General features: G+C 61.6%; 22 protein-coding genes and 2 pseudogenes. 11 read left to right on the top strand and 13 right to left on the bottom strand.

All coding sequences use genetic code 11. From position 1 onward, the window contains the following. Positions 1–5: 5 nt before the first annotated feature. Genes ACP15R_RS07550 through ACP15R_RS07540 form a run of 3 tightly spaced genes read right to left on the bottom strand, consistent with a single transcriptional unit; the run spans position 6 to position 1,859 of the window. Positions 6–836: a carbon-nitrogen hydrolase family protein gene (locus ACP15R_RS07550; RefSeq protein ID WP_424985784.1), complete on the bottom strand. Its 831-nt coding sequence runs from the start codon at positions 834–836 to the stop codon at positions 6–8. After that, positions 833–1,093, bottom strand: a complete 261-nt coding sequence (grxC, locus tag ACP15R_RS07545; protein ID WP_424985783.1) for a glutaredoxin 3 — start codon at positions 1,091–1,093, stop codon at positions 833–835. The genes ACP15R_RS07550 and grxC overlap by 4 nt, the downstream gene beginning before the upstream one ends. Before the next feature lie 37 nt (positions 1,094–1,130). Continuing rightward, on the bottom strand, positions 1,131–1,859 hold the full coding sequence (locus tag ACP15R_RS07540; protein WP_424985782.1) for a double zinc ribbon domain-containing protein: 729 nt from the start codon (positions 1,857–1,859) through the stop codon (positions 1,131–1,133). A gap of 17 nt (positions 1,860–1,876) precedes the next feature. Here ACP15R_RS07540 and ACP15R_RS07535 point away from each other — a divergent pair, with 17 nt between their 5' ends. Further along, complete coding sequence (locus tag ACP15R_RS07535; RefSeq protein WP_424985781.1) at positions 1,877–2,695, top strand: SAM-dependent methyltransferase; 819 nt, start codon at positions 1,877–1,879, stop codon at positions 2,693–2,695. Between the two features lie 53 nt (positions 2,696–2,748). Then, positions 2,749–3,801 carry a ferrochelatase gene (hemH, locus tag ACP15R_RS07530; protein ID WP_424985780.1) on the top strand — a complete coding sequence of 351 codons (1,053 nt, stop codon included), beginning with the start codon at positions 2,749–2,751 and terminating at the stop codon, positions 3,799–3,801. 69 nt (positions 3,802–3,870) lie between these two features. On the opposite strand, the gene ACP15R_RS07525 is transcribed toward hemH, so the two are convergent. Next, a complete protein-coding gene (locus ACP15R_RS07525) occupies positions 3,871–4,053 on the bottom strand; it encodes a hypothetical protein (protein WP_424985779.1) in 183 nt (60 codons plus the stop codon). A gap of 137 nt (positions 4,054–4,190) precedes the next feature. Continuing rightward, positions 4,191–4,796 carry a L,D-transpeptidase gene (locus tag ACP15R_RS07520; protein WP_424985778.1) on the bottom strand — a complete coding sequence of 202 codons (606 nt, stop codon included), beginning with the start codon at positions 4,794–4,796 and terminating at the stop codon, positions 4,191–4,193. A gap of 167 nt (positions 4,797–4,963) precedes the next feature. Here ACP15R_RS07520 and ACP15R_RS07515 point away from each other — a divergent pair, with 167 nt between their 5' ends. Beyond that, positions 4,964–5,479, top strand: coding sequence for a CAP domain-containing protein (locus ACP15R_RS07515; protein ID WP_424985777.1), 516 nt, complete (start codon positions 4,964–4,966; stop codon positions 5,477–5,479). Positions 5,480–5,498: 19 nt separating this feature from the next. Here the strand turns inward: ACP15R_RS07515 and msrA are convergent, their stop codons facing one another. Beyond that, positions 5,499–6,149 (bottom strand): peptide-methionine (S)-S-oxide reductase MsrA, encoded by a 651-nt coding sequence (msrA, locus tag ACP15R_RS07510; RefSeq protein WP_424985776.1) that lies wholly within the window; start codon positions 6,147–6,149, stop codon positions 5,499–5,501. A gap of 127 nt (positions 6,150–6,276) precedes the next feature. On the opposite strand from msrA, the gene ACP15R_RS07505 reads away from it, so the two are divergent. After that, on the top strand, positions 6,277–7,185 hold the full coding sequence (locus ACP15R_RS07505; protein WP_424985775.1) for a D-amino acid aminotransferase: 909 nt from the start codon (positions 6,277–6,279) through the stop codon (positions 7,183–7,185). Next, entirely contained in the window at positions 7,185–7,898 is a 714-nt protein-coding gene (locus ACP15R_RS07500) for an HAD family hydrolase (RefSeq protein ID WP_424985774.1), read from the top strand. Before ACP15R_RS07505 ends, ACP15R_RS07500 begins: the two co-directional genes overlap by 1 nt. Here ACP15R_RS07500 and ACP15R_RS07495 read toward each other — a convergent pair. Beyond that, a complete protein-coding gene (locus ACP15R_RS07495) occupies positions 7,895–8,320 on the bottom strand; it encodes a DUF1810 domain-containing protein (RefSeq protein ID WP_424985773.1) in 426 nt (141 codons plus the stop codon). The genes ACP15R_RS07500 and ACP15R_RS07495 overlap by 4 nt on opposite strands. Continuing rightward, positions 8,317–9,534, bottom strand: a complete 1,218-nt coding sequence (locus ACP15R_RS07490) for an argininosuccinate synthase (protein WP_424985772.1) — start codon at positions 9,532–9,534, stop codon at positions 8,317–8,319. The genes ACP15R_RS07495 and ACP15R_RS07490 overlap by 4 nt, the downstream gene beginning before the upstream one ends. A gap of 99 nt (positions 9,535–9,633) precedes the next feature. On the opposite strand from ACP15R_RS07490, the gene ilvA reads away from it, so the two are divergent. Further along, the gene (gene ilvA / locus ACP15R_RS07485; protein WP_424985771.1) at positions 9,634–10,860 is read left to right on the top strand and encodes a threonine ammonia-lyase IlvA; all 1,227 of its coding nucleotides are present in this window, start codon (positions 9,634–9,636) and stop codon (positions 10,858–10,860) included. Between the two features lie 149 nt (positions 10,861–11,009). Here ilvA and ACP15R_RS07480 read toward each other — a convergent pair whose 3' ends face one another. Together ACP15R_RS07480 and ACP15R_RS07475 are read right to left on the bottom strand one after the other, a co-directional pair. Further along, entirely contained in the window at positions 11,010–11,429 is a 420-nt protein-coding gene (locus ACP15R_RS07480) for a transposase (protein ID WP_424985770.1), read from the bottom strand. A 115-nt stretch (positions 11,430–11,544) separates the two neighbouring features. After that, complete coding sequence (locus ACP15R_RS07475) at positions 11,545–11,931, bottom strand: helix-turn-helix domain-containing protein (RefSeq protein ID WP_424985769.1); 387 nt, start codon at positions 11,929–11,931, stop codon at positions 11,545–11,547. A 134-nt stretch (positions 11,932–12,065) separates the two neighbouring features. Here ACP15R_RS07475 and ACP15R_RS07470 point away from each other — a divergent pair. Further along, positions 12,066–13,160, top strand: a pseudogene (locus ACP15R_RS07470) (IS630 family transposase). 10 nt (positions 13,161–13,170) lie between these two features. Here ACP15R_RS07470 and ACP15R_RS07465 read toward each other — a convergent pair. Further along, positions 13,171–13,939: pseudogene (locus ACP15R_RS07465) on the bottom strand (IS5 family transposase). Between the two features lie 121 nt (positions 13,940–14,060). After that, positions 14,061–14,423: an Hpt domain-containing protein gene (locus tag ACP15R_RS07460; protein WP_424985768.1), complete on the bottom strand. Its 363-nt coding sequence runs from the start codon at positions 14,421–14,423 to the stop codon at positions 14,061–14,063. Positions 14,424–14,554: 131 nt separating this feature from the next. Here ACP15R_RS07460 and ACP15R_RS07455 point away from each other — a divergent pair, with 131 nt between their 5' ends. Then, positions 14,555–15,835: a PP2C family protein-serine/threonine phosphatase gene (locus ACP15R_RS07455; protein WP_424985767.1), complete on the top strand. Its 1,281-nt coding sequence runs from the start codon at positions 14,555–14,557 to the stop codon at positions 15,833–15,835. On the opposite strand, the gene ACP15R_RS07450 is transcribed toward ACP15R_RS07455, so the two are convergent. Beyond that, positions 15,822–16,274: an NUDIX domain-containing protein gene (locus tag ACP15R_RS07450; protein ID WP_424985766.1), complete on the bottom strand. Its 453-nt coding sequence runs from the start codon at positions 16,272–16,274 to the stop codon at positions 15,822–15,824. The two genes, ACP15R_RS07455 and ACP15R_RS07450, sit on opposite strands and share 14 nt — an antisense overlap. A gap of 78 nt (positions 16,275–16,352) precedes the next feature. On the opposite strand from ACP15R_RS07450, the gene ACP15R_RS07445 reads away from it, so the two are divergent. From ACP15R_RS07445 to ACP15R_RS07435, 3 genes are read left to right on the top strand one after another with little or no spacing between them, the layout of a single operon-like run. Then, positions 16,353–17,339, top strand: coding sequence for an Hsp33 family molecular chaperone HslO (locus tag ACP15R_RS07445; RefSeq protein ID WP_424985765.1), 987 nt, complete (start codon positions 16,353–16,355; stop codon positions 17,337–17,339). Beyond that, positions 17,329–17,928, top strand: a complete 600-nt coding sequence (locus ACP15R_RS07440; RefSeq protein WP_424985764.1) for a CoA pyrophosphatase — start codon at positions 17,329–17,331, stop codon at positions 17,926–17,928. Before ACP15R_RS07445 ends, ACP15R_RS07440 begins: the two co-directional genes overlap by 11 nt. Beyond that, the gene (locus ACP15R_RS07435) at positions 17,925–19,079 is read left to right on the top strand and encodes a CCA tRNA nucleotidyltransferase (protein WP_424985763.1); all 1,155 of its coding nucleotides are present in this window, start codon (positions 17,925–17,927) and stop codon (positions 19,077–19,079) included. Before ACP15R_RS07440 ends, ACP15R_RS07435 begins: the two co-directional genes overlap by 4 nt. The last annotated feature ends 42 nt before the right edge of the window (positions 19,080–19,121 follow it).

Raw genomic sequence — 19,121 nt, 5'->3', positions numbered from 1 at the left:
CATCGTTACGGGCCCTCGAACACGCGGTCATGGGTCAGCGAAGGCACCTTGCGCCGGGCGTCGTCGACGGCGGTCATATCCATGTCAAAGGTGAACACACCGGCCTCGGTGCCCGCATCGAGCAACACCTCGCCCCAGGGCGATACGGCGAGGCTGTGGCCATAGGTCTGGCGCGGTTTGCCGGTGCTGCTTGGATGGGTGCCGGTTTGCGCCGGTGCCAGTACGAAACACCCGGTTTCAATCGCGCGGGCCCGCAACAGGCTGTGCCAATGGGCCGCCCCGGTGACATAAGAAAACGCCGCCGGAATCGTCAGGATGCGCGCGCCTGCCTGTGCCAGCGCGCGGTACAGGTGCGGAAACCGGATGTCATAACAGATGCTCATGCCGACTTTGCCAAAGGGCGTATCGACAACGGTCGCACGGGTTCCCGGGCGATAGCCGTCGGATTCGCGATAGGTTTCCTCCGGCGTCACCTGGACGTCGAACATGTGGATCTTGTCATATCGCGCCTTGATCTGCCCATCCGGGCCAATCAGCAGCGACCGGTTGGCAAAACGCCCGTCAGCATCGCCTGTCTTGAGCCCGAGCGAACCGACCAGCAGCCAGATCTTCTGGTCCGCGGCCTGCGCACGCAGGGCGGCGAGGGTGGTGTCGGCATCTTCATGCATCAGCACCTGATTCTGATGCCGGCGGCTGGTCGAGACACAATTTGTCACTTCGGGGGTCAGCACGAAACCGGCCCCGGCATCGGCCGCCTTGGCGATGTAATCCTGCGTTCGGGCAAGGTTTTCCTGCGGATCGTCCGAGGAGCTGAGCTGAATCAGCGCGACCTTCATGCGGCGGTCAGCAACGCATCGAGCTTGCCGGCGCGTTCCAGCGCAAAAAGGTCGTCACAGCCCCCCACGTGCAGATCGCCAACAAAGATCTGCGGCACCGTGCGCCCGCCCTGGGCACGCTGGATCATCTCGGGCTTGCGCTCGGGATTGGCGAGCACGTCGATTTCAGAGAAATCCACGCCTTTCTGATCCAGCAGGCGTTTGGCGGCATGGCAGTAGCCACAAAGTGGCGATGTATAGATTTCGACCGGTTGCATTCGGATACCTCGGATATGTGAGCACGTTTTCGATGATCTAAGCATCCTTTGCAACTCGTGCCAGTGTCAGAACCCGTACATCTTTTGCGCCGTTTGCCGCACAAACCCGAGAGCAGGCGCCCAAAGTGGCACCGGTGGTCATGACATCATCAATCAGCAGAACCGCGCGGCCCCGCAACCGCGCCGCGCGATTCGGGTGAATGCGGATGGCATCCGCGAGCGTGCCGAACCGTTGGTCGGGGGTCTTCCCTTCGAGCATCGGGGTGCGCTTGACCCGCTGGAGCAGGTCGGGGCAATGCTCGATCCCAAGCGTGCGCGCCACCGATTGGGCGAGCAGGGCGGATTGATTATACCGCCGTTTCAACAGGCGCGACCAATGCAGCGGGACGGGCACCGCGATCATGTCCGGTACCAGAATCGACCGGGCCGCCTGGGCCATCCAGCGCCCGGCAGGGCGGGCAATCTCGGGGCGGTCCCCGTGCTTCAGCGCCAGGATCATCTGCCGCGCACGCCCCTCGTAGACCAGCGCCGCGCGCCCATGCGACCACGGGTGCGGATGCCCCATGCAATCGTCGCATTCGACCCGGTGCCCATCATGCGCGCCGGGCAGGGCGATGCCGCAGGACTCGCACACGGTGCCGCCGACAAACGAGGTCTGCCGCCAACAAGACCCGCACAGGCCAAAGTCGCTTTCGACCAGGACGCCACAGCCCAGGCAGCGCGGCGGGTACAAGAGCGCGACAGCCGTTTGAATCCTTGCCAACATCGAACTAGGTTCCGCCCATGAATCATGCGCCCCGAATATTCGACCACGATGCGTTGCTGCGCCATCGCCGCCGTGCACGTTCCGACGATCTCTTCCTGCAACAGCTTGCGGTGGACGAGGTCAAGGATCGCCTTGCCATGGTTAACAGGGTCTTTAGATCCGTCGCCATCGTGACCGGATTCCCCGAATTCTGGCGCGATTGCTTCCCCGAGGCCAGGCTTGTGCCCGATAGCGAAACGCTGGATTTGACGCTTGGCGCGCATGATCTGGTCATACACGCGATGTGCCTGCATTGGGCAAATGATCCGGTCGGGCAGATCATCCAGTGCCGCCGCGCTCTGGCACCTGACGGGCTGTTTCTCGGGGTCTTGCTCGGGGGGCGTACGCTGCACGAATTGCGGGCGGTGCTGACCGATGCGGAAAGCCGGGCCAGTGGAGGGATTTCTCCGCGCGTCGCGCCGATGGCGGAAATCCGCGAAGCCGGCGCGTTGTTGCAGCGGGCCGGTCTGACCCTGCCGGTGGCCGACAGCCATGCGTCGATCGCCAAGTATCGCAACCTGGCGCATCTGATGCATGACCTGCGCGACATGGGCGAGGCCAATGCGCTTGCCGGGCGGTTGCGCCGTCCGACGGCCCGCGGCCTGTTCGCCCTTGCACAGGCCCTGTACCGAGACGAATTCGGCACCGATGACGGTTATCTGCCCGCGACGTTCGAGTTGATCTGCCTGACCGGCTGGTCGCCGGATGACAGCCAGCCGCAACCGCTCAGACCCGGATCGGCCCGGACCCGGCTTGCCGACGCGCTCGGCACGCAGGAAACCAAACTGTCGGATTGACCCGCAGGCAAAAGCAGTTATCTGCACAGAAACGCCCGCCATCAGGATACGCCATGCCCGCCACACCAAGCCGTCCCGCGCACGCCCCCACCGATCACCCCGGCCTGCCACCGGAAAAGATCGGCGTGCTGCTGGCCAATCTCGGGACGCCCGACAATTACGATTACTGGTCCATGCGGCGCTATTTGGGCGAGTTTCTGTCAGACAAGCGGGTGATCGATTATCCGTCGTGGAAGTGGCAACCTTTGTTGCAGCTGATCATCCTGACCAAGCGTCCGTTCACCAGCGGGGCGGCTTATAAATCGATCTGGAACGACGTGGCCGGGGAAAGCCCGCTTATGACGATCACCAGGGATCAGACCGCCAAGATCGCCCGCGCCATGGGTGATCGTTACGGGGATCGGGTGATGGTGGATTTCTGCATGCGCTATGGCAATCCGTCCACGAAATCGCGGGTGCGGTCGATGATCGAGGCCGGGTGCCGCAAGATCCTGTTCTTTCCGCTTTATCCGCAATATGCCGGGGCCACCTCGGCCACCGCCAATGATGCGTTCTTTCGCGCCTTGATGGATGAGAAATGGCAGCCGGTCACCCGTACGGTCGCGCCCTATTTCGACCGGCCTGCCTATATCGATGCCCTGGCCCGGTCGGTCGAGCGGGCCTATGCGGGCCTTGAGAGGCGCCCCGATCTGTTGGTCTGTTCCTATCACGGGGTTCCGGAACGGTATCTGACCGAGGGTGATCCGTACCATTGCCAATGCCAGAAAACCACGCGGCTCTTGAAAGAGCGGCTGGGCTGGGCCGAGGGTGATATCACCACGACATTCCAGTCCCGCTTTGGCCCGGAAGAATGGCTGAAACCCTACACGGTTGACGAGGTGGCCCGACTGGCCCGCAATGGCACCAGGAACATCGCCATATGCGCTCCGGCCTTTTCGGCGGATTGCATCGAAACACTGGAAGAGATCAACGAGGAAATCCGCGACAGTTTCATCGAGGCGGGCGGCGAGAGCTTTACCTATATCCCCTGCCTGAACGACGATGACGCGCATATTGCGGCGCTTGCCGGGGTCATCGAGCAGAATCTCTCGGGTTGGATCGACTGAGCCATCGGGGCCGCGCAAAGAAAAAAGGCGGTGGAAACCACCGCCTTTTTCCCAGTCTGATGCCAGTGATTAGCTGGAAGCGACAGCTGCGCCAACCAGAACCAGCAGCAGCAGCGGCAGCCAGATGCCGTTGGAAGAGCTGGTGGTTTCTTCAACGATCACCGGTGCTTCCACGACGGGATCTGCCAGGTTGCCAGCAGTTGCGGTCGAAGCAGCAGCAGCCAGTGCAGCAGCGAGAACGAGTTTCTTCATATTAACCTCCAGAGTTAGCACGGTTCAGTCAAACGAACCGCGCACCATGACTTACCTCGTGTTTTTTTCTATGCAGCAATGTGCATCGATTGCAAACTGTTGTTTACGCGGGAAACCCCACGAACCCACCAATGTCGTCAAATTAGCAACACTTGCGTGCCCACCTTGGTCATCCCGTAGAGCTCTTCGATATGGTTGTTGTAGAGCCCGATACAGCCGTTGGATGATTGCCGCCCGATCTTGCGCGTATCGTGGGTGCCATGGATGCGATAGTATTTCCAGCTCAGGTACAAAGCGTGCGTTCCCAACGGGTTATCCGGCCCCGGCGGGATATAGGCCGGCCATTCCGGGTTGCGCTTGCGCATCGACGGGGTGGGGCTCCAGCCGGGGCCGACAACCTTGCGGATGACGCTGGTGCGCCCGCGCCGGGTCATCTCTTCGGTCAGCGGTACACTGGAGGGGAAGAGTTTGTAGACGGTTTGATCTTCTGACCAGAAATGCAGCGCGCGCGACCGCGTATCGACCAGGATCGCCCCGTTTTTCAGCGAGCGGAAATGGGGTCGCCAATCCACCGAGCGGAAACTCGAGATATTGCGCCGCACCGGCGGTTCAGGTTCCGGGGGCGGGCGCAGCGGGTCGTACTCTTCGACGTCATCCTGAGCGAAAAGTGGCGCACCGGCAAAGGCCGCGCCCGTGGCCAGAAAGCTGCGGCGTGTCTGTTTCGTATTTTGCTTGTATTTCATATCGATCACCTGCGTTACGTCGACATACCGAATCGTACGAATCATATGGCCAGAATGCCGCAGTCGCAAATCAATCAGGGTCTCGGCCGCTCGGGACGGCCAGTGTCGGTTTGCGCATCGCGGCGCTTCGGGGTAATTGCAAGGGAACTCAGAGGTCGGGATATCCCATGATACGCATCGTTTCTCTTTTGCTGACCGGTTTGCTGGTGCTCTCTGCCTGTGATGCGCCCTCCACGTCGGGTGGCGTCGGCGCAGATGGCCTGCCCCTGCCCAAGGTCTACAAGATCCGCAACAGCCAGTCCGCGGACATCCAGTTTCGCGTGCTCGATTCGGTCAATGCCCTGCGGTCGGCCGCCGGGGCCGGGCCGGTACAGTTGAACTCCCAGCTCAACGCCGCCGCCGCGACCCATTCGCGCGACATGTCGGTACAGAACCGCCCCTGGCATTTCGGGTCTGACGGCTCCTCGCCCATCGACCGGGCGCAGCGCGCCGGTTATCCCGGCACGATGCTGGGCGAGAACATCTCGGAGACCTACGAGACCGAGCTGGAAACCCTGGCCGCCTGGATGGAAGTGACAGGAACCCGGGAAGTGATCATGGACCCGAGTGCCCGTGACATGGGGTTCTCCTGGTATCAGGATTCCAGCGGCAAGATCTGGTGGACCATGTTGATGGGCGGCTGAGCAGGGCGCCCTTGCCCCGCTAGCCCATCGCCTTGCCCCAAAGCGCCTTGACCCGCGCGTCCCGACCACAGGCCTTGCGGTAGAATTCATAAGCCTTGGCCTGTGTCTTGGGACCGGCCCGGGTCAGAACCAGCGACGTCCCCTTGTAATAATCCTGATGATAGGCTTCCGCCGGGTAAAACCGGCCGGCAGAGAGAATCGGCGTGACGATCGGTTGCCCCAATTCGGCCTGTGCGTTGTCGATCGCACCCTGCGCCAGACTCTGTTCCGCCTTGTTAGAGACGAATATCGCGGTTCTGTAGCTGTCGCCACGATCACAGAATTGCCCGCCCGCATCGGTGGGATCCACCGAGCGCAGGAACATCCCGAGCAATCTCTCCCGGCTGATGACATCCGGGTCAAAAGTGAGGCGCACCGCCTCGTAATGCCCGGTGCCCCCCTTTGTCACCTGCTTGTAGGTCGGGTTCACCGTGGTCCCGCCGGCATAGCCGGATACCGCGTCCAGCACTCCGTCGACCTTTTCGAAATCGGCCTCGACACACCAGAAACAGCCACCCGCCACGGTCAGGGTCTGGGGTTCGGCGGCGCTCGCGCCCTGGCCTTTGATCCAGAATGCCGTGGCGATCAGGATGGTGAGAAGAATCGGTTTGAACCTGTTCAATCTTGTCATGGCGGCCTCCTTCACGGCACAGGTTGTCTTGTTGCCGCAGACCGGGCAAGACGATGACATGAAAAGTCACGCCGTGGTGACGGAAGGTGACTGGCAAGCCCTGCAAATGGCGGTTCGGGAGTGTATGATGACGGATAAGATGTCGACCCATCAGGCCGAGGAGGATGCCCGGAACGAGGACATTCGCATTTACGTGGATGGTGAGCTCAAACCCCGGGCGCAGGCCACCGTCAGCGTCTATGACAGCGGCTTCATGCTGGGCGACGGGGTCTGGGAAGGGTTGCGGCTCTATAACGGGAGCTGGGCCTTTCTGGACGAACATATGGACCGCCTGTTCGAAGCCGCCCGGGCCATCGACCTTGATATCGGCATGGACCGCGACGGGGTGATCGCCGCATTGCGTGAAACGCAGCGGGCCAATGACATGCAGACCGATGCCCATGCCCGGCTGATGGTGACGCGCGGGGTCAAGATGCGTCCGTTCCAGCACCCTTCGCTGAGCAGGTCGGGGCCGACCATGGTGATCATCATGGAGCATTCACGCCCGCAACTGCCCCGCCCCATCCGGCTTGCCACCGTTCCGCACCTGCGCGGATTGCCGATGACACAGGATCCCAAGCTGAACAGCCATTCCAAGCTGAACTGCATCCTCGCCTGTATCGCGGCGGAAAAGGCAGGGGCGGACGAGGCGCTCATGCTGGACGTCAACGGGTTCGTGAACACGACCAATGCCTGCAATTTCTTTATCGTCCGCAAGGGCGAGGTTTGGACCAGTACCGGGGATTACTGCATGAACGGCATCACCCGGCAAAAGGTGATCGACCTTTGCCGTGCCGATGGCATTCCCGTCCACGAGCGTAACTACAGCCTTGTTGACACCTATGGCGCGCAAGAGGCATTCCTGACAGGTACATTCGGAGCGCAAACGCCGGTTGGCTCGATCGATGGCCGGGTGATCGGCACGGGTGAGATTGGCCCCGTGACCGAGCGGATTCGCGCGCTCTACAAGGGTCTGATTGAAAGGGAATGTGCCTGATGCGGATCGCGATGTGGTCGGGGCCGCGCAACCTGTCGACGGCGATGATGTATTCATTCGGCGCACGTGGCGATTGTGCCGTGGTGGATGAGCCGTTCTATGCCGCATATCTCGCGGCAACCGGGTTGGATCATCCCATGCGCGAGACGATTCTCGCGGCGCAATCCACCGATCCCGGCGCGGTGGTCAATACGATCACCGGCCCGATTCCGAACGATGTGCCTCATTTTTACCAGAAACACATGACCCACCACATGGTGCCCGGCGTGTCGCGCGACTGGATGCGTGGCATGGTCAACGTGTTCCTGATACGGCATCCCGCGCGGGTCATTGCCAGCTATGCTGCCAAACGCGAGGATCCGACGCTGCACGATATCGGCTTTGCGCAGCAATCCGAGCTGTTTGACGAAGTGAACAGCTGGCAAGGCAGCCCGGTGGTGATCGACAGCACCGACATCCGCAGAGACCCGGACAAGATGCTGAAACGGCTGTGCAAGGCCATCGGCCTGCCCTATACGCCCAAGATGCTGTCATGGCCGCGCGGTGGTCATCCCGAAGATGGAGCCTGGGCGCCGCATTGGTACGGGTCGGTCTGGAAAAGCACCGGTTTTGCCGCCGCCGAAGGGCCGTTGCCGCATGTGCCCGAACATCTCGAAGATGTCTATGACGCGGCGATGAAGCATTACAACAGGCTGAAATCGGTGGCGCTCTAACCCGCAAGCGCCTCGGTTGTCAGCGGACAGGGCACGCCGTCGAAAAAGGTATCGATGATGCGCGAAAACGCGTCCGGCGCGCCCGGAACCGCGGCAAACAGCGTCATGGAAGACCGCAATTTCAACGCGTCCGTCGCGCCGAAAATCGCCTCGGCGGTTTTGTCATCGTGGGCCAGCACCAACCGGGCAACTTCGAGCAATCGCGCGCGCAGGGTTGGATCATCCAGATAGGCCTGCGCCTCGGCGAGGTTGTGAATGCCATATAGCTGGGCCATGTGCGATTGGCCCAGCGACGCCAGTTGCGGGAACACGAACCACATCCAGTGGCTGGTTTTCCGACCGCCGGTCAGTTCCGATTTCACCGACGCCCAAACGGTGTCCTGTGCTTCGATGAACAGGTCGGCGTCGGTTTCACCGGTCATTTGAGGCGGCGGTTCCGCATCGCGATCAGCCGCAGGCGCAGCGCGTTGAGCTTGATGAACCCGGCGGCGTCCTTCTGGTCATAGGCCCCGGCATCGTCCTCGAACGTGACATGCTCTTCGGAATAGAGCGACATCTCCGACCAACGGCCAACGGTGCGCGCAAGGCCCTTGTACAGTTTCAGGCGAACGGTGCCGGTGACATGTTCCTGGCTCTTGTCGATCAGCGCCTGCAACATCTCGCGTTCCGGGCTGTACCAGAAGCCGTTATAGATCAGTTCCGCATATTGCGGCATGATCTGGTCCTTCAGGTGTGCGGCACCGCGATCCAGCGTGATCTGTTCGATGCCGCGATGCGCCTCGAGCAGGATGGTGCCGCCCGGCGTTTCGTAGATGCCGCGCGACTTCATCCCGACAAAACGCCCCTCGACCAGGTCGAGACGACCGATACCATGCTTGCCGCCCAGTTCGTTCAGGCGGGTCAGGATGGTGGCCGGGCTCATCGCCTCGCCATTGATGCTGACGGCGTCGCCTTGTTCAAAGCCGACTTCGATGAATTCGGGTTCGTTCGGCGCATCTTCGGGGTGCACGGTGCGCTGATAGACGTAATCGGGCGCGTCTTCGGCCGGATCCTCGAGCACCTTGCCCTCGGACGAGGTGTGCAGCAGGTTCGCATCAACCGAGAACGGAGCCTCGCCACGCTTGTCCTTGGCGATCGGGATCTGGTGCTTTTCGGCAAAATCGAGCAGCTTGGTGCGGCTCGACAGGTCCCATTCGCGCCAGGGGGCGACAACCGTGATGTCCGGGTTCAGCGCATAAGCCGCCAGTTCGAAACGCACCTGGTCGTTGCCCTTGCCGGTTGCGCCATGCGCCACGGCATCCGCGCCGGTTTCGGCGGCGATCTCGACCAGGCGCTTGGAAATCAGCGGGCGGGCGATCGACGTGCCCAAAAGGTAGAGCCCTTCGTAGAGCGCATTGGCGCGAAACATCGGGAACACGAAATCGCGGACGAATTCCTCGCGCAGGTCCTCGATATAGATCTCGCTCGCGCCCATCATCTCGGCCTTGCTGCGCGCGGGTTCAAGCTCTTCACCCTGGCCAAGATCGGCGGTGAATGTCACGACCTCGCAGCCGTATTCGGTTTGCAGCCATTTCAGGATGATCGACGTATCCAGACCGCCGGAATAGGCCAGCACGACTTTCTTGGGCGCAGACATTGGGGTTCCTCTCCACTTGGATCGGCAGCGGGTTATCGGTTTTTCGAGCAAGGGGCAAGCTGTGGTTGCGCGTGGCGGCAAGCTGCGGCAGAGAGAGGCATGAGTGATTTTCAACACAAGGCCCGGCTTGCCGAAGCCGCCATGCGCGAGGTGTTTCCGAAAACGCCGCTGCAACGAAACGTGCATCTGTCGGATCGGTTCGACGCGGATATCTGGCTAAAGCGCGAAGACCTGAGCCCGGTGCGTTCTTACAAGCTGCGCGGGGCGTTCAATGCCATGCGCAAATTGCCGGACCAAAAGCTGTTCGTGTGCGCCAGCGCGGGAAACCATGCACAAGGCGTGGCGTTCATGTGCATGCATATGGGGGTCAGAGGCGTCATCTTCATGCCGGTGACAACCCCACAGCAGAAAATCCAGAAGACCCGCATGTTTGGCGGCGGTCACGTGGATATTCACCTGGTCGGCGACTATTTCGACGTGACACTGGCCGAGGCCCAGGCCTGGAGCCTCCGCGAGGGTGGGTATTTCCTGTCGCCCTTCGACGATTCCGATGTCATCGAGGGGCAGGCTTCGGTTGCCGTCGAGATCGCCGATCAGCTGGGCAAGGCCCCTGACGTGATCCTGCTGCCGGTTGGTGGCGGCGGGATGTCGTCCGGGGTGGCCACCTATTTCGGGCAGGACACCCATGCGATCTTTGTCGAACCGGCCGGTGGCGCCTGTTTGCGGGCGGCGCTGGCGGCGGGGCATCCGGTGACGTTGCCGCATGTGGATACCTTTGTTGACGGAGCGGCGGTCGGACGGATCGGCGAAAAGACCTTTGATCTGCTCAAGGATGTGCCCCTGTCGGATGTGATCACGCTGCGCGAGGATCGCATCTGTTCCACGATGATCGAAATGCTGAATGTCGAGGGGATCGTCCTTGAACCCGCCGGGGCACTATCGGTCGAGGCGTTGGGCGACATTCAGTCGGGGATTCGCGGCAAGACGGTTGTTTGCGTTACATCCGGTGGCAATTTCGATTTCGAGCGCCTGCCCGAGGTCAAGGAACGCGCGCTTCGCTATTCCGGGGTCAAGAAATACATGATCCTGCGGCTGCCTCAGCGTCCTGGCGCATTGCGCGATTTTCTGGAAATCCTGGGGCCGGAAGACGATATCGCCCGTTTTGAGTATCTCAAGAAATCGGCTCGGAACTTTGGGTCGGTGCTGATCGGGATCGAGAGCAAGCACCCGGACAGTTTCGTGCGGTTGTTTGCACAGCTTGACGAGGCCGGGTTCGCCTATCGCGACATCACCAATGACGACACGTTGGCGCAATTCCTGATCTGACATCCTTCAGGACAGGGGTCTTGCAGGTCTCTGAAATGGTCCCTGAGCCGGAACGCTGTCCTTGCATCAGGGCTATAGCATCCCGCCATTAATCTGAGGCATATCCGGCAGCCCTGAAGTAGTTCCAGCACTCTTGAGGTGAGTGGAGATCACAGACCTCTCCGATGGCCTTGAACATGTCGGTGAATGTTGAGGTGGGCCTTGAGCTTGGAGAAGGCCATTTCGATGGGGTTGAGATCGGGGTTGTAGGGCGGCTGGAAGAGGAACCAGCACCCGGCATCCCGCATCGCCTTGGCCGCCGATACGTTCTTGTGGGTGGCGAGATTGTCGAGAATGACGACAGTGCCGGGGGCCAGTTCCGGAACCAGCACCTTCTCGACGTAAGCTGCGAATGCCGGGCCGTCCATTACCGGCAGTGCATTCGCAAAGCGAATGTCGCGAGAGGCATCGCTCCCTTGATCACCTAGGCCGCGATCACGGCATCGGCGGTGAGCCCCGCAATAAACGTCTGCGTCCCCCTTGATCCAAACGGGGCGTCTATGACGAGGCGATCCCCGAGCGGTGCCCATCCCCTCAACCGGGTCAGGTTGGCTTTAACCGAGGTTTCGTCAATGAAGACAACGCACTCTGGGTGCGCTGACACAGCCGGGATAAGGTGTCTGAACCAGTTTTCGCGCTGCCGCCTTACCTTGGTGCGGCGTCGTTCGGCAGCGACAAGCAATTTTTTTTATGTGTATAGCCGAGCTTGCGAAGGAACTTCCCGATCGCATTCGGGTGCGCCCGCACGCCGGTCGCATCGTGCAAGGCAGATGCCAGTTCCGGCATCGTGATGTCGCCATCCTGCTCGATAACTTCGGCGAAGAAGCTGCGATGCGGGTCGAGTTTTCCCTTGCCTTTGGGACGATCTTGAGGCGCCGCACGCGCTTGACCAGTACGGCGGATTGCAAGACCCCAACGCGCCCCTGTGGCGGGCGAAAGCTCAAAGCCCAATGCCGCCGCACGCCCGCTTAACCCTTCCTCAACCAACTTCTGAAACCGCGCCCGAAACGCGTCCGGCAAGGGTGCTGACATGATCCATCCCCCCAAACAGGATGAATCACAGATCAAACTTCACGGGAAACCCCCGATTGAGGTTTTCGTCGGGACGCTCTATTCATCCGGAACTGTAGTTCGTTTCATTGGTTTGAGGTTTTCAGGGGGATCAAATTGTTGGTCGGATTGCAGACGCGGTGGTTTTGAGTGCCGATGAGCGGAGCTTTCTCGAGGCGCAAGTTCGGCGACACATGGCCGCCCGTTCGCTGTCGGATCGGTGCCGTATGATCTTGATCTGTGCGGAGGGTCTGCAAAGCAAGGAGGTCGGTGCGCGCCTCGGGGTGCATGAGCACACGGTGGGCAAGTGGCGCAGGCGGTTCGTGAAGGATCGGATCGAGGGGCTGACCGACGAATACCGCCCTGGTGGCCCCCGCACAGTATCGGACGATCAGGTGGCCGAGATGATCGAGAGAACGCTGAACGCCACACCCAAGGATGCCCCCCCATTGGCCGATCCGGTCGATGGCCGCGGCGACCGGCCTGTCGCACACAACTATCCGCCGGATCTGGACCGCCTTCGGCCTGCAACCGCACCGGAGTGAAACATTCAAGCTGTCCACCGACCCGCTGTTCGTCGACAAGGTGCAGGATCTTGTCGGCCTCTACATGGCGCCGCCGAACCGGGCCATCGTTTTGTGCGTAGACGAAAAATCCCAGATCCAGGCGCTGGATCGCGAGCAACCGGTATTGCCGATAGGGCCAGGTGTCGCCGAGCGAAGGACACACACTCACATCCGCCACGGCACGACCACACTCTATTGCTGCACTGGATATCGCCACCGGTGCAGTGATCGGGAAATGCTACAAGCGCCGTCGCGCAACCGAGTTCCTAGGTTTTCTGAGGCAGATCGACAGGGCAGTCCCGAAGGAGCGCGACATTCATCTGGTGATGGACAAACTATGCCACACACAAGACACCTAAGGTTAAGGCCTGGCTTGCCCGCCGCCCGCACTGGCACGTGCACTTAATCCCTACATCGGCCAGTTGGATCAACCAGGTCGAGCGCTGGTTCGCGGAGCTGACCCGCAAGCAGTTGCACCGCGGCGTACACCGCTCGACCGCCGAGCTGGAGGCCGAAATCACGGCCTTCATCGCGGCACACAACGAAGATCCGAAACCATACCGATGAGTCAAATCCGCCGACGAAATCCTCGCATCGGTCAAGCGGTTCTGCCAGCGAACCAAAACCCTATGCGATGAACTTTAGATTCAGGTGACTAGGTTACACACTCATAGACCCGCAGCCATTTGCGTGTTGCGGCGAGTTTGATGAGGGCGAGGAAGTTGGCGTCGTGTTTTTCGTATCGTGTCGCGATGGCCCTGTGATGCTGCTTGAGTTTCGAGAAGAACCGCTCGATCCGGATGCGCCGCTTGTATGCCCTCAGGTTGAGCAGCGGCGGGTTTGATCGGCGCGGGACCGGACGGATCACGGCCCGCGCGCCGATCTCCGTGAGGCGGTCGCGGCGCCGGTTGCTGTCAAGGGCGGCGTCCGCCAGCAGAGTCTAACCGGGGCCGACGGTACCGAGCACGTCGTCGGCAGAGCGGCCGTCATGCGCCTGTCCCGCGGTCAGCTTTCGCGTGATCGGCAGGCCGCGCGCGTCCGTGACGGTGTGGATTTTGGTGGTCAGACCGCCCCGCGAGCGCCCCAAGCAGACGGCTCGAAGGTCTGCCAGATCGATGGTGTCGGTGGGCGCTTCGCCCCCTTTTTGCGTTCGCTCCATGCTGTTGGACGCGGATCGAAGAGCTGTCCACCGAATGCTCCGAGCCTTCGTAAGCTGCTGACACCGCGTCGAATATCCGGTCCCACACGCCAATCCGAGCCCACCGCACGAACCGATTGGAGCATGTCGTATAAGACCCATAGCGCTCGGGGATGTCCGCCCAGGGCGACCCGGTCCTCGGCCGCCAGTAGATGCCGTTCAGCAACCGCCGGTCATCGACGCGCGCCACTCCACGCGGCTTGTTCGGCAGAAGCGGCTCGATGATCTACCACTCGAAGTCGGTCAGTTCATAGCGACGTTGAGCCATGCTGCTCTCCTCCTTCTAGAAAGTGAATCAGTAACCCCTCAAACACCGCTAGTCATTTATGAGTGTGTGACCTGGCCGATCACGTGGCGATTCGCTCGGGCAGTTCGGCCAGAAAGCCGGCTTTTGACCGTTCGAATTCGGCAACGATTTCCGGCACGTTCACCGTTTCCGCCTGGCCCCCTGCTGAGATGCGTTCGCCATTCTGGCAAAGGCTGGAGAATGACGCAAACCCCAGACTCAGCGCGCTGCCCTTGAGAAAATGCAGGTCCTGTTCAAGCTGTGAAGGGTCGGGCGCGGTTCGCAATCGGCCGATCACCTCTTCGACCTCTTCAAGGAACAGTTCGACAACTTCGTCGAAATCCTCCGAGCCAATTTCATCACATACTTCCTTAACTCGTGACCAGTCAATCATGCCCAATCCGCCACTGTGATCCAGGGTCATATCTGGCCTCATGTTGGGTGAACGCGGTGTTAATGAACAGCGGGTGGATACGGACAAGTTTAGCCTTCATACGCAATTAAGGTGTTCCGCCAATGATGGCGCTGGTTATGGAAACAATGCGCGGAGTCACCATGTCTACTGTCGGTTCGGCGAATCGGATACAGATCGCGGGCCTGTCCGATGTCAGGTCGATCCGGCAGGTCCTCCTGGTGGATGACAGCCGGCTGCAAAGGCGCATCATCGCCACGTCGCTCAAGAAATGGGGATTTCAGGTCATCGAGGCCGAGAGCGGTGACGCGGCAATCGAGCTGTGCCGCAACTTCCGCCCCGACCTGGTGCTGAGCGACTGGATGATGCCCGGCATGTCGGGGCTGGACTTCTGCCGCGCCTTCCGCGAGCTGACGGGTGACGATTATGCCTATTTCATCCTGCTCACCTCCAAGAGCGAAAAGAACGAGGTGGCGCAGGGGCTGAACGCGGGGGCGGATGATTTCCTGACCAAACCGGTGAATGCCGACGAATTGCGGGCGCGCATTTCCGCCGGCGGACGCATTCTCGAGATGCAGCGCGAGTTGTCGGAAAAGAACCGGATGATCACCGACACGCTCGACCAGCTGCGCGTGGCCTATGACACCATCGACAAGGACCTGATCCAGGCCAAGAAGATCCAGCAATCCCTGGTTCCGGAGTTCTCGCGCGGTTTTGGCGCTTCGCGGGTGAGCCTGTTGCTCAAACCCTGCGGCCATATCGGTGGCGACCTCGTGGGGATGTTCCCGGCGAATGACCACGAGATCGCGTTTTATTCCATCGATGTGTCCGGGCACGGGATCACCTCGGCGATGATGACGGCAAAGCTTGGCGGCTTGCTGAGCAGCGCCTATCCGGAGCAGAATCTGGGTATCGATCGGCGGGGTGACGGCACCTATGCGTTGCGCGAACCGGCGACGGTGGTCGAAATGCTGAACGAACGCCTGTTGGCCGATTCCGGCATCGATGAGTATTTCACCATGGTCTATGCGGTGGCGAATCTCGAAACCGGCAATGTGAAGCTGGTGCAGTCGGGGCATCCGTATCCGTTGTTGCTGCGCGCGGACGGGCGGGCGCAATTCGTCGGAGAGGGCGGCGTGCCCATCGGGCTGTTGCCGGGGATCACCTGTACGCAGGTCGAGATCGACATGGCCCCGGGCGATCGGTTGTTGCTCTATACCGACGGCTTTACCGAAAGCCGGCTGGACAGCGGTCGGATGCTCGAGGAAGAGGGGCTGGTTGGCCTGATCAGGAACTGTGCCGCGAAAAACTCGGGAAAGGAGTTTCTCGACGATCTCTTTTGGGCGCTCACGCAGAAAATGTCAGCCGATGTCGGAATGGAAGACGACGTGTCGGCCACGCTGTTTGAATTCAATGGGGAATGATCGACCTGGCCAGCAAGGAAGCAAAATGCCGATCGCCGGTGCTGCCCAGTGATTGCGCCGCCTGCCGCGGTGTCGACCAGATTGGCTCGTGCAGCGGTTCGGTCGGAGGGCCGATGCGCATCGTGGGCGTGGCGACATAGACAAGACACATCTTTTCCGCCCAGAGATCATAGTCCGGCAGATAGGCAAACCGCCGGAAGGCTCCGACACGGCGCGGCCTGGCGATATGCCAGCCGGTCTCCTCGTACACCTCGCGATGCAGAGCGACGACAGGGGATTCGCCCGGATCAACGCCACCGCCGGGGAGTTGCAAATCCGGATCGGGATCACATTGCCGGGTCAGCAGGAGCCGCCCGGCTTTTGGCAGCAACGCATAGACTCCGATCCGGCGCATATAGATCTGATCGCGCAGCGGCGCGGCACCAAAGCGTGGAATCATCGGAAATTGCCCTTACATCGCCGCTCATGGCTCTTATATAGCCCCGGTATGCCAATCTGCGGCGCGTAAGGAAACCCCATGACCATCGGATCAAAACTCGCGTGGGACGACACGGTTCTGCCATTTCAACTGGATGCATCGGACATGCGTGGCCGGGTTGCCCGGCTTGACGGCGTTCTGGGAGGTATCCTCGAACAGCATGACTATCCTCCGCAGGTCGAGGCGCTGGTGGCTGAGATGGCCTTGTTGACCGCTCTGATCGGGCAGACGATCAAGCTGCGCTGGAAGCTGTCGCTACAAGTGCAGTCCAAGGGGGCCGTCCGCATGATCGCCACCGACTATTATGCGCCGGCGATCGAAGGCGAACCGGCGAGGATTCGCGCCTATGCCAGCTTTGACGCCGACCGGCTCAGCAATGATGCACCCTTTGCACAGGTTGGCGAGGGCTATTTCGCGATCCTCATCGACCAGGGCAGGGGGTCAACGCCCTACCAGGGGATCACGCCCCTGACCGGCGGGTCGCTGAGCGCCTGTGCCGAAGCCTATTTCGCGCAGTCCGAGCAATTGCCGACGCGGTTCTCGCTCAGTTTCGGCAAATCCTCGGAGCCGGGCGTTGCCGAACATTGGCGCGCCGGTGGTATCATGTTGCAACATATGCCCAAGGCGTCTCCCTTTGTCGCGCAGGATGGCGGCAGCGGCGCTGTGCTGAGCGCGGCCGATCTGGTGGATGGCGCCGAGGGCGAAAACTGGAACCGGGTGAACATCCTGCTGGACACGGTCGAGGATCTCGAACTGATCGGACCGGTGGTGCCGCCGACCGATTTGTTGGTGCGGCTGTTTCACGAAGAGCAACCCCGGGTTTATGACGCGCAGGCCATCCGTTTTGGCTGTACCTGTTCGGAAGAGCGCGTGCGGCAGAGCCTGTCGATCTATTCCGCACAGGACATCGAGAAAATGACGACCGAAGACGGGCTGGTGACGGCGGATTGCCAGTTTTGCAGCGCCCATTACGAACTCGACCCGGCAACCGTGGGGTTCGAAGCCAGGGATCCCGATGGCGCATGATATTGAAACCCGGCTCAGGGCGGCGCTGGAGCGACCGGGGGCGGCCTCTTCGGATTTTGACCTGAACCCCGGAACCGTGCTGCCGGAAGGCCGCAAATTGCGGCCCGCCGGGGTATTGGTGGCGGTATCGCTCGCGGATCGCGAACCGCGTGTGATCCTGACCAAGCGGTCATCCGCGCTCAAGCATCATCCGGGGCAGATTGCCTTTCCGGGCGGCAAGCAGGACGAAACCGATGCGGATGTCACTGCCGCCGCCCTGCGCGAGGCCCGCGAAGAGATCGGCCTGCCGGACGGGGTTGCCGAGGTGCTGGGCCACATGCCCGAACACGAAACGGTCACGTCGTTCCGGGTGACGCCGGTGATCGCGATCCTGCGCGACGATTTCCGGGTGGTGCCCGAGCCGGGCGAGGTGGACGAGGTCTTTTCAGTGCCGCTTGACCACGTGATGCTCCCGGAAAACTATCTGGTTGAACACCGGCGCTGGCGCGGACAGCGCAGGTATTACTTTACGGTGCCATATGGGCCCTATTACATCTGGGGAGCCACTGCGCGCATGTTGCGCGCCCTGGCCGACCGGATGCAGGAATGACCACGATAACAGCCGACTGGATTGCCGCCCCTGCAACACGTGCCGTGTGTGATGCGGTGGCCGCCGGGGGCGCGCAGGTGTTGTTCGTTGGTGGCTGTGTGCGCAATACGCTCTTGGAGGCCCCGGTCAGCGACATCGATATTGCCACCGATGCGACCCCAGAGCAGATCATAGCGCTGGCCGCAGCCAGCGGGATCAAGGCGGTGCCGACCGGGATCGACCATGGCACCGTGACCCTGTTGCAGGATGGCGTGCCGCATGAGGTCACGACCTTTCGCCGGGATGTCGCCACGGATGGACGGCGCGCGACGGTGGCGTTTTCCACCGATGTGGCCGAAGACGCCAGCCGGCGCGATTTCACCATGAACGCGATCTATGCGCGCCCCGATGGCACGGTGGTCGATCCCCTGGGCGGGATGCCGGATTTGCTGGCCCGTCGGGTCCGCTTCATCGGCACCGCGGCGGACCGGATCCGCGAAGATTACCTGCGCGCATTGCGGTATTTCCGTTTTCACGCCTGGTATGGCGATCCGGATGCGGGGTTCGATCCCGAGGCGCTTGCGGCGATTGCCGCCAACCTGGACGGTCTTGCACAACTGTCGCGGGAACGGATCGGTGCCGAGATCCGCAAGCTGTTATCCGCGTCCGATCCCGCGCCATCGGTTGCGACGATGCGCTCCACCGGGGCGCTGGCCTGTTTTCTTCCCGGTGCCGAGGACAGCGCGCTTGCGCCGCTGGTTCATCTTGAGGCCATGGCCGGTGCCCCGGCGAGCTGGCTACGGCGGCTGGCGGTTCTGGGGGGGAGCGGTATCGCGGATGCCTTGCGCCTCAGCCGGGCCGAGGCGGCATCGCTTGCCCGGTTGCGCGATGCGGCGGCGGCGATGACCGGTCCTGCGGAACTGGGCTATCGGCTCGGCACGGACGAGGCGCGTGACGCGCTGCTGCTGCGTTGTGCGCTGTTTGAACAGCCGTGGAACGACGCGGCGCGCGATGACATCGAACAAGGGGCCAGCGCGCATTTTCCCGTGCGGGCCAGGGACCTGATGCCGCGGTTCCAGGGGCCGGCCCTGGGCGCGGAACTGGCGCGGCTCGAGGCGCTGTGGATCGGTTCGGGTTTTCGCCTTGACCGCGATGCCCTGCTGGCCGGGTGACATTTTGGCGTGACATTTGCGCCGCCATCGTCTAGTTGATTG

The sequence above is a fragment of the Microbulbifer sp. S227A genome (genome assembly GCF_049800935.1).
The sequence above is the reverse complement of the archived record's forward strand: the minus strand, read 5'-3'. Positions and strand labels throughout refer to the sequence as shown.